Below are 14,230 nucleotides of genomic sequence, written 5' to 3'. Positions count from 1 at the left end.
CCTATGCTGTATCTTTCCATCAAATCACGACGAGAATGGCCGCAAAGGCGATGATCACCATGCTAGCGAAAATCCAGTCCGTTTTGCGCCAGCGCAGCGTTTCCGCCCCGAGGAGGCCAAAAGGTGCCGCGGCAGCATTGCAGATCGACGGTGTTACGACGGCCGGCATCTTGAGCATCTCCCTGTCATCGAGGATCGTGGCGATCGAACGCTGCCGGAAGCGCTGACCGATCACACATGCAAGGCGGGCGTCCAGTATCGCGGAATCCTCAGCCGGCTTGGCCGGACGCAGTTTATCCGCCGGATGAACTGGCGTGGCTTGCGTCGTTTGGCTGTAGACGCGTCGGCTACCGCCAGGGCTTGATATCGCCTCGTGGTCGGCAATCGGCTCGAACGGCGCCACAGCGTTAGGGGCCGATGTGAAGTGTTCGCGGACGCCGGGGTTCATGGCTTCTGCGACTTCAGGTGCAAGCAGCATCAAAGCCAGGTCAAATCGGATAAGCCTCATTGGGACTCCGAAGATGGTCCGCTGCGGCCGCTTTTTCTCGCGGCAGCTCCTTGTTCCTCACCCAGCAATCTGCGTGCCGGTTAATAGCATGGTGCACGGGGAGGTTTCGTTCATGGTGAAGCTCGTATGGGCCCCACCCCGCGTGTGAATCGCCCCATCGTTTTGTCGAGTTCCAGACGTCCGCGTCGCGAACCGGCCATGCAGGATGGACGGGATGGAAGCTGAAGATGATACTGTCGGCTCTTGCGGCGAGAATGGGTTGGAGAGGCCACGACCGCGACATTCGCCCCTCATGCAGTGGTCGGCACTAGGATTTGTCGTCTGGCTGTTCTGCGCCGACGAAAAGGGGATGCTCTCACTGGCTGCATTTGGCCACTTAACTAGAAGGTAGTGATCTCCTGGACGGACATTTCAAGGATGCGCGTTATCGTGAACTCAAGAGCATCACGATCTAGCCCTCGTCCACAGCCTTTACGATCGCCCTTGCAGTGCTGAGGGCGATGTCTCAATGCGAATTCACAATTGATCTCCTGATCTCATTACCAGCACGCAGGCGTTTTCGTCTGCGAACAATCGCTTGCGCCAACCACTCTCGCGTCCTGATACGCGCGCGTATGAGAGGCTATGACTATCGCCCCGCTACGCATCAGCTCACCGCAGTCGCCGTATCGAGATTGCGACATCGCAGTCTTGGATGAAGCGGACCCGACGGCACCGGCTAGGGTCATCTGCACTGATGTCGCCACGGGCTTGATCGTCGGCAGCCCGTCAATTGCACCGGACCGCTGGGACCGTCAATAAAATGTCAACGCAGACGAGGTCATCCATCTGATCGGCGGCACGTAACGCCTAGCGTCGATAGGCGTTGAGATCGGGGCGCGCGATTTGGCGAGGCAGAGCCGTCGGGTATCTGATGAACTGCAGCTACGCCGGCGTTTGTGGCGAAGGAAGAGGCGGACGTCGCGTTGTTAGCTCTCACGGCGCATTCATTTGGAACACGCGGTGCTCGCTCGCGGACTGGCCCACCAGCAGGGCGGCGGCGCGCTTAGAGGCTATCAGGAAGATTCTCACCGGCTGACCCCGCCAAGCGCCATTTGTGCTTCAGGCTGTTCCAACTGTGCCCGTCAAGTTCGACAGGATCGGGAGCGATGGCCGACTATTTCTATGGTCTCGCCGCATACCAGAAAATCTCTCAGCGCGTTCATTTCGTCGGCGGACCCGCGGCCAACGTGTCGAGAGGAATCTAAGATAGATTGTTGCGGTCTGTGTCCACGGCGCATCAGCTGAGTTATCGTCGTCGAATTGACCTGAGCATCGATCTATAGATCGGCTCAGTCCGGCGCTGCCCGGAGTCCCAGAGCTGCTTGTTTGAGTGGTTCGCCAAGGGGCGCGACAATAGCTGCATCCGCAATGACACTCCGCGACGTCGTCTGCCTCAGGTGATCACGCGCAGCATGCGTGTTGTGCTCGGCCCCTGATGCGCGCCTTGTTTCAACACCACCGATCTTGTTGCGCTGACGGCATCGTGGTCAAGAAAGCCGCGTGCTTGCGGATCAGTTTGTTGGCATAAATTCTGCTCACCACAAGCGGCGTGGAAGTGATGCGACAATGTCGGCGAATTGTTCGTCAGAGTACCATACGGCTCTGCCTCGAGGCTGAGTGCAAGTTTCATGTCGCTTAACGTGCAACAAGGTCAGCCAAATGGCGAATTGCATACCGCGAAGTAATCTCAGGTCGGTGTCGGCATGCAAGAGGAGAGGTTGATCATCATGTACAAAGTTGGTGCCCTAATGCTTGCACTGTTGGTTCAGCAGGAATGCAAAGCTGCGCACGGCCTGGCAGACGAGGTCGTGAATGCGCCGGTTGGGCGGTCCGATTACGAGCGGGCGCTCACGATTGAGAACCGATATAGCCGGCTTACTGCCAATGTTCCCGACGTGCCGTTCTGGCTCGGCGAGGGCGAGGGCGAGGCGTTCGTCTATCGGCGGACGACCCAAGGCAAGCACCAGTTCATGCTGGTTGATGCCGACGAAGGCTCAAAGCAGCCGGCTTTTGATCAAGCCCGCCTCGCGGCGGCGCTGAGCAGGGCGAGCCACAAGAACTATAGGCCCGAGGATCTTCCGTTCGACCGTTTCGAGCTGGCCGACAAGGGTGGCAAGATTAGCTTCAATCTCGCGCATACGCATTGGAGTTGCGATCTTGTACGCTATGACTGTACAGGCAATGCCATGCACCCGGGCACCTATCCGCAGAGCCCGTACGACGACACGCCGCCGGCAGAGAACGATCCGAACAAGACAAGCGCATCACCTGACGGCAAATGGCTGGCCTACATTAGAAACTACAATATCTTCCTGCGCAGCCAGGACGACTTGCAGGACATCCCGTTGACCTGGGACGGGGCTGAGAGTGACTATTATGCTCTCTCGACGCTAAGATGGTCTCCAGCTTCAACTCACCTGGCCGGCTACCGAGTCCGTCCAGGCCACCAACGGGAGGTCCATTACCTCGAATCATCGCCGGCGGACCAGCGTCAGCCCAGACATTCGACCATGGTGTATCCAAAACCGGGCGATACCCTGACGCTACTCCAGCCCGTGCTGTTTGAGGTCAGCAGCCGACGCGCGATCGCAATCGATAATGCAGCGTTCCGAAATCCTTACGGTCTTTCGGCGATCCAGTGGTGGAAGGACGGGCGGGGATTCACTTTCGAATACAATCAGCGTGGGCACCAGCTCTATCGCGTGGTGGAGGTCGACGGCGCCACGGGCCGAGCGCGCTCGCTGATTGATGAGGCAAGCAAGACCTTTGTCGACTACCAGCCATTGGTGATGAGCCGTGTTAACACTGGAAAAACGTTCCGCTACGACGTCGATGATGGGAGGGAGATCATCTGGGCCTCGGAGCGTGACGGTTACGAGCACCTCTATCTGTTCAACGGCCGGACAGGCGAACTCAAGAACCAGATCACCAGAGGAGAGTGGGTGGTCCGTGCGGTGTATTGTGTCGACCCGATAAAGCGTCAGATCTGGTTTGGCGCCAGCGGCATGAACCCTGGCGAGGATCCCTATTTCGTCCATGCCTATCGCATTGACTTCGATGGAAAAGGACTCACGGCGCTGACGCCTGAGCCAGCCAATCACCACTTCGAGTTCTCGCCCAGCGGTCGCTACTATGTCGACCTGTGGTCACGCATCGGCGTTCCGCCCCGTATGGTGTTGTACCGTGTCAGTGATAATGCCGAACTGATGCAGGTTGAGAGCGCCGACATTTCTGAGCTCGTTGCCGCTGGCTGGCAGCCACCGCTCAGCTTCCACGCCAAGGGGCGCGACGGCGATACGGACATATGGGGTGTCATTCACTTGCCGATCAATTTCGATCAACGCAAAAGGTATCCCGTGGTGGAGCACATCTATGCAGGCCCCACTGGTTCCTTCGTTCCCAAGTCCTTCTCGGCTTCAATCGAGCCGCTCACACAACTCGGTTTTATCGTTGTTCAGATCGATGGAATGGGTACCAACCATCGCTCGCGCGCGTTCCACGACATTGCCTGGAAAAATCTGAAGGATGCCGGCTTTCCCGACCGGATCCTATGGCACAAGGCGGCGAGCGCGAAGTATTCCTGGTATGATATATCCAACGTCGGCATTTTTGGCACTTCCGCCGGTGGGCAGAACGCGGTGAGCGCGTTACTTTTCCATCCTGATTTCTATAGGGTCGCGGTCGCGAACAGTGGCTGCTACGATAACCGGCTAGACAAGATCTGGTGGAACGAACAATGGATGGGGTGGCCGGTCGGCATCGAATACTCGCAATCCTCCGCCATCGACAATGCCGACAAGCTACAAGGTAAGCTGCTGCTCATAGTCGGCGAAATGGACCGCAACGTCGATCCGTCCGCCACGTTTCAGCTTGCTGATCGGCTCATCAAGGCGGGAAAATACTTCGATATGCTTTATGTGCCAGGCGCAGATCACGGAACACCGGGCAGTTATGCACAGCTCAAGCTCCTGGAGTTCTTCGTCCGTAACATTCTCGAGCAGACACCGCCAAACTGGAACGCGGAATCAATCGAGCTGACGAAGAGCAAACCAGGCCATGATGGCTGACGATCCATCGAGATCCACGCCCCGGGCCGTAGCGCTCCACGACGCGTTCTCGAAATTGAGGAATGCTCGTGCCTCGAGAGGCAGACGGGCTCAGGCATGTATTTGCTTCTGTGGCAGAAGCCGAGGGAGCCAGCCGGAGGAACTCAGAGCCGGAGTGTTGGACTGCAAGCTCGAGTCTGAAACGGTGCATTTTGACTTGGTTGCGGAAAGCTTGAGTCCCCGCGCCATTTCCCTCTTCGCAGTTGACGAGTGCTTGGCACCGTTAGGTAACAGTCCTATTTGTCCATAGAGGGCTTTGGCGTTGTATCGGTACGCGTGGGCAATATCGGATAATCAATCTTGGGCAGCTGGCCGGTAAGCGAATTTAGAAACGCGACGATGTCGTCTTTTTCTGTATCGTTGAGCTTCGCTCCGAGTTGTATCTCACTCATCACGCCAACAGCTTGCTTGAGGCTCCAAACTTGGCCCGAATGGAAGTAGGGAGGACGCAATGCGACGTTGCGCAACGGCGCGGAGCGGAAAACATACTCGTCGCCGGGCACCTTGGTGACGGCGAAGCGGCCCTTGTCGTCCCTCGGCAGCAGGCTTGCGGTTGGCCGTTCCATCACGCCGAACGGGAAGTAATCCTGGCCACCGACGTTGATACCATTGTGGCAGGATGAGCATCCCTTTTCCATGAATAGCTTTAATCCTGCTTTCTGCTGAGCACTGAGAGCATACGGATCGCCCTCGAGGTATTGATCGAAGGGAGCGGCGGGCGTGATCAAAGTTGCCTCGAAGGCCTCGATGGCCTTGGCGAAATTGTCAAAGGTAACGGGCGTCGCATCGTTAGGGAATGCCTTGCTGAACATGACGATATAATCCGTCATTGAATTCAACGTGTTGAGAAGGCGAGCGGGTGTCGCGTTCATTTCCGCACTGGCCTGGACAGGGCCTGCAGCCTGCGCCTTGAGGTCAGCCGCGCGCCCATCCCAGAACTGCGCCACATTGAAGACCGCGTTATAGACCGTTGGCGCGCGACGTGAACCTAGCTGCCAGCGATGACCAACCGACTTCGGGCCGGCATCTACTCCACCGGTCCCAAGGTTGTGACATGTATTGCAGCTAATGACCCCGCTCGCCGATAGCCTCGGATCGAAGAACAGGGTCTTGCCGAGTGTGACTTTTTCGTGGGTGATAGGGTTGTCCTTGACCGCAGGAACGATAGAGGGGATCGGCTTGAAAATCTGCCTCGCCGCACTCATCAAATCATCATCGGCGCCTGCCGTTGACGAAGCCAGAATCCCAGCGGCCAGAACACATAACCTGCCTACGGTGTAAAGCTCTCGTACCGCTGATTTCCTCATCCCAGGCTTCGCCCTTGTCATAATTCGTGCGCGAACAGGTGCGGGTCGCCGCTCGCCCGCCTGTCATCAGAATGAGTCCCTACAGTCAAGGACGAATGGCGTCTTTTCGGTATCTCGCCCAGATCTCATCCGGTATCGTTGTTGGTAGCAACCGCTGTGCCAGTTTGGTAGCGACCGCTGTGCCAGTAGAGAAGGTCTGGCTGTTGATGTGGTCTTCAATTACAGCAACGGCAGCAGTCGGCTCGAACCCTTGGAATCAACCGACCGTCCCACACGCGACAATCAGCACCCTGAGAAGGCATTCCGGCCCACGATTTTGGCAGGTCGTAAAGCTGTCGGTCCCATGATTTGAGCGCGCAGGCTTGCGACCTAGGTCGGACGCCTATCAAAACGAGCAGCGTCGACGTAAATCGACGCGATGGAATCATGTGCCCTTGCGAAGCCTTCAACAATGTGTTCGGCCTCGCGTAGCCGGGCTGTTACCGGTCGGCGTTGGGTGATGTCTGCCACGCGCTGCCGCCGGTGAAGTGTCTAGTTGTCGAGGAACTCTCCTTATTGTCTCCCGTCAGATATGGAAATGCCCTTCTTGGAGCGCATTGGTAATTGTTTGACGATCAAAGTGCTTGAATCGACCGTAGCGTCAGGTTGTAGGCAATGCGGGACCGGCCGCCTTTGCAGAAAGTCATGTTGGGAACTGACGTCGCGAATGTCACAAGACCTAAACACATTAGCTAACGTGGCTGCAGCGCGCTGGAATGCAGCCATCCTATGCTGTGCTTTGATCTTGACCGCAATGCCTGGCGCGCGATGCAGCGATGATTCGGATGTCCCGCAACAACGACACCAAGTCCGCTCCTGCCAATGCGGCGACCTGCTTTGCTAGGCAGACGATACTCGCAATGGCAAAAAACAATAGTGAAGGGTATGCAGCTTAAGAGAGGTTTGTTGAGGCAAAAGCGACGGACGGGTTGGACTTATCCTGCGCTTTGCCATGTAACCGCCCTTGTTGCGATTGCGATCGCAGCCACGGGATTCGCTCGCGCGCGAGAACGAAGATCAGAAGAGATCTTGACGTCTTGCAGACCAGACGTGATGCGCTTCTGTGACCGATTTACAGGGCGTGGCGACGTGGACGCGGCCATGTTCTGTCTTAGAGACAATTTCAAGGGGTTGCGTGTCGAATGTCGCCAGGTGATGCCAACCGCGGCGGAGAGAAAGAGCGGATCAAAAAAACGAGGTGTCAACAACGTTCCGGTCCTGCATCGAGACTGAGACACCGGAGCAGAAGCGCTTCTTAAGCAAGCCCCCTGATGATTGACCGCGCAGCCACGAGAAGCCGCTCGCATTAGCCGCCGATCGAGCTCCCGACGGAGCCGGTTGATGCCGTTGAGGCGTTCTCAACAAGTGCTTCGGTGGATTCACTTAAACCGATCGGATTGCTTTCGGACGATTTCACTCCAGAACTCAAGACCAGAGGAAATGCGGTCGTCAAGAGCCGTTCGAAGGCGGAAAGCTGTTCAAGGAGGCGCTTCTCAACGGCCACACTCTCCTCGCGAGGCAATTCCGTCGTAAGCAACCTGCGACAGCGCCAGATCTCGTTTCGCACCCATCTGATTTCACTTAGTTTATCATCAATCGAAGTCATCACAGATGCAGGTTTACTTGGACATTGGAAGTAGAACCAACGCGTACGCGTCAGCACTGAGACGCTCAATCCGCATTCATGCCGATGGAGTTACGCGTGATAACACGCCATTCGTCGCCATTGCCTGGCGGATTTGGCAAGCGGTTCAATGTATTCAAGACTGTCATCAACACATATCACCTTATGCTGGGCGTGCGATCGGAATTTGCTGCGGATCACCGCGGTTTTTCGGCGCTACGATCGTGTGAGTTGCGTAATTCCTGCGCTCCACAGGGTTGATCGGCGTCGAACTCACAGCAGTAGTTCACGAGGGGAAACGTAGCGATGTTGACTCCAGCAGCATGGGTACGACCGTCGCGGCTTCATTGCGCTCGCCGTCCCCGGCGGTGATCAGTGTCGCGCTTGCCGCCGGACAATCACAATCGTTTCTCAATGGGCATGTCTACGAGTAGGGTTGTCGCGCTCACCAGCATCATGGAAATGGCCAGGCGGCAAGATAAGACGAGCTTACCGCGAGATCCTGCGCGTAGAAGCGCAGGAGCGGGCTTGGGACCTCAGGGGGTAAATGTCATTCGAAGTCGTGTCGAACTGAATAAGGGCTGCGATCGTCACCTTGATTGTCGTCTGTGCAAGGTCCACGCCACGATACCCATTTAATAGCTTGAACCCCACGCTGCGTCAGGTTGTAGTCTCGTAAAGACAAAGGCAGTTCAATATGTTCAGGCAGAGGTGGCTTCCTAATTGCCGATGTTGTCGCTTGCGGGCCATTGGCAAGAAAACAATTGGCATCCATCGGCGCGGGCGATGCCGTGCTGGCCGTTGTCAATCGCCCTGCTACGGCTGGAATCGTGATGTGTCATGAGGTAATGGAATGATGCGCGCAGTAGAATGTCGCTGACAAATTCTACAATCGCATTTCTTGCTGTGCAGCGAGGGCTCGCCAAGTGAGCAGCCCGGCTCTCGCAAGCAGGTGCTTCAACTGCAAGGCGGTTAATATTCAGCCGGGAGCGGTGACCGGTCGCATTGAGCTGGTGGCCGCACAAGGTGCTGCGGCGAAAGCTCGGAAGGTCCCATGTCTGCTCAAGCCAATCTGACGACGGCGCTAAGCGAGATCGATCGTGCTCGCGACATCGTTGAATTCTCAACCGTGGTGGTTGCGCGGGACAAACAGCTGCGCAAGACGGACCATCCGGTTTTTCTGCAAAAGGCAGCCCTTGAGTTTCAATCTAGATTCCTGCCGGGTTTCGAGGAAAGCGTCCGTGCCGGGAGGTCGTGGGGCTATGCCACGACATGCAATGCGGTGAGCCGAAAGGCCGGAGGTCAGGCGGGCCGGGACGCTTGCGAGAGAATAGCGTCTCGCGTGTCGTTGCTTGACCATGGGTTGATTGGGAAAATTGGAATAAGAGCTCTTTCTATTTTTGCAGCATCATTCGGTCGGCACTCCAATAGAGCGGAATGTCGCAAAGGGGCGATCAGAATAGCTAAGTTTTGTCGTGAGGAAAGCAGGCCGCTTCAAGAATTGAACAATCTGAGCCTGGCGGCGCTGGTAAACGGCTTCAGCAAATGGCCGGAAGAGAAAGAGTTTCGCCAGGCCGCCGTTACAATCGCGGGCGATGTCATTCGGCGCGCGCGCCGTCATCACCAGCTCTCTGACTTTACACAGCAAGGATTGGTGAGCCTGGTCAACGGATTTAGCAAGTGGCCGGACGAGGCGGCCTCGCGCCAGGCCGCAGCCGCGCTTGCACTTGAAATTCTGCATCGTTCCGGCCGGCTCTGCGAGTTTCCTCAGCAGGGATTGGCCATCCTGGTGAACGGTTTCAGCAAGTGGCCGGAAGAGCTGGCCTGTGGTCAAGTCACGATTGCGATCGCAAGCGAAGTTCTTGAACGAGTCGCCCAGTTTCATGAGTATAGCGAGCAGGATCTAGCAAATTTGGTGAATGGCTTCAGTAAATGGCCAGATGAGGCGGTCTCTCGTCAAGCCACTGTCGCGATCGCAAGTGAGCTCCTGCGCCGTGCTGACCAACTTCCTCATTATAGCCAGCAGGGACTAGCGAATCTGGTGAACGGGTTTTGCAAATGGCCTGACGATGCGACCTGCCATAAGGCTACAGTCGCGATCGCTGGGGAGGTGCTTTGGCGTGCTGATCAGCTCCCCGATCTTACTCAGCAGGGCTTGGCAAACCTGGTGAATGGTTTTAGCAAGTGGCCGGAAGAGCCGGCGTTTCGCCGAGCAGCGGTTTCACTCGCTCGTGAGGTTCTACGCCGTGCCACTCAGCTCTGCGACTTTTCTCAGCAGGGACTCGCGAACTTAGTGAACGGCTTCAGCAATTGGCCGGAGGAACTGCCGTGTGGTCAAGTGACCGTGGTGCTCGCGGGCGAAGTCCTTCGTCGTGCCGGCCGCAAGTCGGGGCTCTCAGACTTCACCGCCCAGGACCTCAGGGGCTTGGTGATCGGTTTTAACAGATGGCCGCAGGAGAGTGCAGCTCGGCAAGCCACGATCGCGATTGTCACGGAGGTCCTTGGCCGCGGTGTCCGGTTCTTTGACTTTACCAAGCCAGAATCGGAGAGTCTGTTGGATGACTTCAGCAGATGGCCGCAAGGCGCAACGGGCCATGAGGCGATAGCGAAGATCATCGGGGAACTGCAACTCATACAAAGTGAAGCTACCCAGCCTCGTACGGGGGAGAAGGGGTTCCACCAGACGAGGCAATCGACCAAAGAAATCTCTTCCTAGCGGTGTTCAAAGCGCATGATGCGGCGACGTCGCAATGCGACAATCCCACGCAGCGATGCCCTCGTGATGCCGTCGGCGGCGTCTACAGTTCACAGAATTGAGCAAACAATCAGGAGGATGTAGTTCTTGATCCAGGCTGAGGAGGCTGTCGTCGAGCAGATGCTCTCATCGTTGGCGATCAGCTTGTTGCAGAATCGTGTTGCGCCTTCCTACGAACAGGTGATGCACCATTTCGGCTTAGCCTGCGAGAGGGCGGGGTTGATCGCTACGGAAGAGGTGGCAATTCGGATATTAAAGCGCGTCTCGCGCGAGATCAACGAGTCGCAGTCGGTGCTCGAGTTTATCGGTCGCGGGGCGGATCTACTACATTGAGCTCGAGGCGAAGGACTTCCATCGCATCTGCAAATGCAGCTATTCAATCATTCAACCGAGAAGGCATTCCGGCAAGAGTCAGGTCGTCAGCTTTTGCTGGCCGAAGCCTGCGGCGTGAGTCGATCTGGCGAGGATCGGCGCCGATGTCGGACTAGGTGGGAGTGCGTCATCCAGGAAGACATAAGCCAGCCTTTTCCGATTGCGTCGGGCGTGCCGCCTCGCAGTGAAGCGCGAGTGATCTTACATGGATTGCGGGCTTTCAACCTAGGGTACCGACGCGGCTGTCTGAACGAGCAGGGAGGAACTGTGGCCTCGCGCGCAACAGTGGCTGCAACTGGCCGTCTCAGCGCCGCTGTCGAGGCGCCATAAACAGCGAGCAATCTGCCAAGCTACCACCTCCGTTGATCCTCGTTCGCGTTTCGTCAGTACACAGTTGACATCTCAGCTTCGAGAGAGGCCGATGGCTAGCCATCCCCCCTTGTTCCTTGCTCCGAAGCCCGTCAGCTTATCGACAGCTCGGTCTCGTAGCATAAGGTCTTTGCTGGTTGGCTGGCAGGTCCGGCTTCAGATCTGGCGGAAGAGAATTAGAGGGATTCCATCATCAAGCGATACCACCGGGCCTTGGTGCGGGCGCTCTGCATCCGCCTGCAGCGGACCGGCCGAAAGACCGGCAGGGCGTTTGCGCCGGTCGTGGGTCGTGACCGCGCGATGATCGCCAGCTTTGTCATCAGTCGATGAGCGCGCCAACCATGGTGAGGTCTGGCGGCTTAAAGGTGCGGCTCCGGACGCATTCGCTTCATTTGGACAGGAAGAAACGGCGTCGATGAATACAGAACAGCTTGGCTCAGGCTCTCCTTCCGAAACTTCCGATTCGGAAACCTCCGAGCCGGGGTCTCCGGCCACAACGCAGTGGCGCGAAGCTCTGACGGATGCGCTGGCATTCGCCGGTGAGGCATCCAGCCGGCAGCACGAGGCCTTGGTGGACTGGGCTGCCCACCAAGACGGGCAGGGGCAACATGAGAATCGCCAACAGGCGGTAAGTCGAACGATGGATTGGCGGCAGAGGGGCGACGTCAATGAGGCCCTGGATCTGTCGTCGCTGTCTCTGACCGCCTTGCCTGGACCGATCCTGGCCGGGCTGCGTCGCCTGAATGTCGACAACAATCAACTGAACAGCCTTCCCGCGGACCTTCCGGCTGGTCTCCGGCGGCTCTATGCCAGCAATAATCGGCTGATCAATCTGCCTGAGCTGCCAGCTGGCCTGCGACGGCTATATGTCATCAGCAACGGGCTGACCAACCTGCCGGCACAGTTACCGCCCGGGTTGCGGCGCCTGAACGTCGATAACAATCAGCTGGCCAGTCTGCCTGATCGCCTTCCGGCGACGCTTGAGGAACTGGACGCCAGCGGCAATCGTCTGACCAGTCTGCCCGAGCTTCCAGGTGGGCTCCAGCGCCTGAACGTCGATTACAATCAGTTGACGGCTCTGCCCGAGCCTCTTCCGGCCGGGCTCGAATGGCTCAGCGCTAGCCATAACGAGCTGACCGGTCTGCCCGAAACGATGCCTCCCGAACTGCTATGGCTCGGCGCCAGCAACAACCAGCTCAGCAGCGTACCCGACACCCTGCTGACACAGCTAAGCCGTGACTCGAGCGTTGATCTGGAGAATAACCCGCTCCCCGATTGGGTGCAGGCCGGCCTGGCGACGGCGATACATGCCGCAGGCTATGCAGGTCCGCAGGTTTTTTTCTCGACCGCCGAAGGAGCTGTGGAAGTCGAGCCGCGGTCTCTGCAAGAGGTTATTGCGGACTGGCTCGAGGCCGAGCCATCGGTAATGGCCACCTGGCATCGCTTCGAACAAGAAAGAGGGGCCCCGGAATACGCGCGGTTCCTCGACCGGCTGTCGAGAACAGTGAACTCTAGCGATGAGGGGTTCCGACGGACGGTGGTTAACGATCTGCGGCAGGCCGCGACGAACAGCAACTTGCGTGAGCGGTATTTCGACCTGGCCCTTGACGCCAGTGAAACGTGCGAAGATCGGGTCACGTTGACCTGGAACGCCATGCAAAACGCACGCATGATCGAGGACGTCAAGAATGGCGTCTATGATAATGACGGTCGCCTTGCCGATCTCATCGATCTGGGCCGGGTCATGTTCCGCCTGGACGCGCTGGAGGGGATTGCCCGCGAGAAGGTCAAATCGCTGCAAACCGATGGTCGCATCGGCGATGTCGACGATATCGAGGTCTACCTTGCCTATCAGACGAGGCTGCGGGAGCGCCTGGGACTGGAGCACATCGCTCCAGCTATGCGCTTTTTCGGCGTCTCGGAAGTCACTGACGCTGATATCGACAGGGCAGAAACGATCGTGCGGGACAAGGAGGCGACGGAATTCGCCAACTATTTGGCGACGCGCTGGGAACCTTGGGAGGTGGTGGTGAAGCGCATTGCACCGGAAGCCCATAACGTGATGGAGACCCGGCTCCACGAAGCGATGGGGGACGAGTTCAAGCACCGGCTGAATCACCGGCTCGCGGGTCTTCAACTGATCGGCGACGAGGACGCCGAGCGATTGCTCGGACCCGAGATCTCAGAAGGGATCGCCTGCAGGATCAAGGGCGCGCTAATGCGCCAGGTGCTTGCTGAGCGCGGCCTCCAGCTGTGAAGCCGCATTCAATTCCAAGGCCTGCCAGTCCGATGCTTCCTATCGGCGGGTGTCACTACGGCGGGGCAATCTGGGTAGGCGGAGCCAGGCAATCAGGGGGGCTTCCGCATACTTGGTGCCGTATGAGCGATCAGGATTAGATAGGTTGTCCGGTCGTTCTCGAGCAGCCAAGAGCGCGCGACGACGCATGCGGGTGGCGCCAAGCACATTTGTGTGCCGGTGCGCCAGAGCTATTTGCGCCTCGCTAAGCGCGCAGCCATCATGATCGACCGCTATACTCATGCTCGTCAGTTCAAGCGCGCCCGGTGCCAGCCAAGCTCCTTCGGACACGGCTTGGCCGGATTCGTGATATCCGCCGCAAGATCGGTGACGGTACAATTCTGGAAGCTCGCTTCGGCCCACTGCTCCGGTTTAACGCAGCGGGGTGCGCAGCCAGGATCAGCATTAGCGCGGTCCAAATATCTATGCGTTACATGCGCCGGAGGTCGAGCGCAACGGCAAGGGCAAAGCCCGCGCTCCTTACGAGTTCGGCTGCAGGGTCAGTATCGCCACCCCTTGACGTCTCAAGGGCAGACAATTCCTCATCCTTGCCAAAGCATTGCATTGCAATCTCTTCGACGGGCACACGCTCGGCCTCGTCATTGCCGACATGGAGAAGCTCACCGGCATGGAGCCCCGCCGCATCGACGCGACAAACTCGCCGCATCCACGCGACAAAGGGGCATCATGGTCACAACCACCCGCATCGGCTTAAGGTCTGGATTTCGGGCCAGGTCCGCCGCGTCACCGCCTCCATCCGTCGCGAGATGAAGCGTCGCGCGGCTATCCATCGAAATAGATGGCGAGCCGGA

At 57.9% G+C, this 14,230-nt stretch carries 8 protein-coding genes and 1 pseudogene; 5 read left to right on the top strand and 4 right to left on the bottom strand.

Annotation, left to right across the window (positions count from 1 at the left end; all coding sequences use genetic code 11):
- Positions 1 to 19: 19 nt before the first annotated feature.
- On the bottom strand, positions 20 to 508 hold the full coding sequence (locus ACVIYL_RS01185; RefSeq protein WP_310885438.1) for a hypothetical protein: 489 nt from the start codon (positions 506 to 508) through the stop codon (positions 20 to 22).
- Positions 509 to 1,943: 1,435 nt separating this feature from the next.
- Entirely contained in the window at positions 1,944 to 2,180 is a 237-nt protein-coding gene (locus ACVIYL_RS01180; RefSeq protein WP_310879776.1) for a hypothetical protein, read from the bottom strand.
- Between the two features lie 97 nt (positions 2,181 to 2,277).
- Between ACVIYL_RS01180 and ACVIYL_RS01175 the strand changes: the two genes are divergently transcribed.
- Positions 2,278 to 4,617 (top strand): DPP IV N-terminal domain-containing protein, encoded by a 2,340-nt coding sequence (locus tag ACVIYL_RS01175; protein ID WP_456777517.1) that lies wholly within the window; start codon positions 2,278 to 2,280, stop codon positions 4,615 to 4,617.
- Between the two features lie 275 nt (positions 4,618 to 4,892).
- On the opposite strand, the gene ACVIYL_RS01170 is transcribed toward ACVIYL_RS01175, so the two are convergent.
- Positions 4,893 to 5,963: a cytochrome-c peroxidase gene (locus ACVIYL_RS01170; protein ID WP_310879778.1), complete on the bottom strand. Its 1,071-nt coding sequence runs from the start codon at positions 5,961 to 5,963 to the stop codon at positions 4,893 to 4,895.
- 1,345 nt (positions 5,964 to 7,308) lie between these two features.
- Positions 7,309 to 7,506, bottom strand: coding sequence for a hypothetical protein (locus ACVIYL_RS01165; protein ID WP_456777516.1), 198 nt, complete (start codon positions 7,504 to 7,506; stop codon positions 7,309 to 7,311).
- Between the two features lie 1,174 nt (positions 7,507 to 8,680).
- Here ACVIYL_RS01165 and ACVIYL_RS01160 point away from each other — a divergent pair.
- From ACVIYL_RS01160 to ACVIYL_RS01145, 4 genes and pseudogenes are all read left to right on the top strand, one after another.
- Complete coding sequence (locus ACVIYL_RS01160; protein WP_456777515.1) at positions 8,681 to 10,342, top strand: hypothetical protein; 1,662 nt, start codon at positions 8,681 to 8,683, stop codon at positions 10,340 to 10,342.
- A gap of 126 nt (positions 10,343 to 10,468) precedes the next feature.
- On the top strand, positions 10,469 to 10,714 hold the full coding sequence (locus ACVIYL_RS01155) for a hypothetical protein (protein WP_244481735.1): 246 nt from the start codon (positions 10,469 to 10,471) through the stop codon (positions 10,712 to 10,714).
- 823 nt (positions 10,715 to 11,537) lie between these two features.
- Positions 11,538 to 13,379: an NEL-type E3 ubiquitin ligase domain-containing protein gene (locus ACVIYL_RS01150; RefSeq protein ID WP_456777514.1), complete on the top strand. Its 1,842-nt coding sequence runs from the start codon at positions 11,538 to 11,540 to the stop codon at positions 13,377 to 13,379.
- 198 nt (positions 13,380 to 13,577) lie between these two features.
- Positions 13,578 to 14,206: pseudogene (locus ACVIYL_RS01145) on the top strand (IS5/IS1182 family transposase); the annotation flags it as partial.
- Between the last annotated feature and the right edge of the window lie 24 nt (positions 14,207 to 14,230).

The sequence above is a fragment of the Bradyrhizobium sp. USDA 3315 genome (assembly GCF_054056795.1).
This window is presented reverse-complemented; position numbering and strand designations above follow the sequence as displayed.

Bases quoted from the DNA above. Each gene is read 5' to 3' on its own strand.
- ACVIYL_RS01185 (WP_310885438.1), bottom strand. From the start codon at position 508: ATGAGGCTTATCCGATTTGACCTGGCTTTGATGCTGCTTGCACCTGAA.
- ACVIYL_RS01175 (WP_456777517.1), top strand. From the start codon at position 2,278: ATGTACAAAGTTGGTGCCCTAATGCTTGCACTGTTGGTTCAGCAGGAA.
- ACVIYL_RS01150 (WP_456777514.1), top strand. From the start codon at position 11,538: ATGAATACAGAACAGCTTGGCTCAGGCTCTCCTTCCGAAACTTCCGAT.
- ACVIYL_RS01170 (WP_310879778.1), bottom strand. From the start codon at position 5,963: ATGAGGAAATCAGCGGTACGAGAGCTTTACACCGTAGGCAGGTTATGT.
- ACVIYL_RS01180 (WP_310879776.1), bottom strand. From the start codon at position 2,180: ATGAAACTTGCACTCAGCCTCGAGGCAGAGCCGTATGGTACTCTGACG.
- ACVIYL_RS01160 (WP_456777515.1), top strand. From the start codon at position 8,681: ATGTCTGCTCAAGCCAATCTGACGACGGCGCTAAGCGAGATCGATCGT.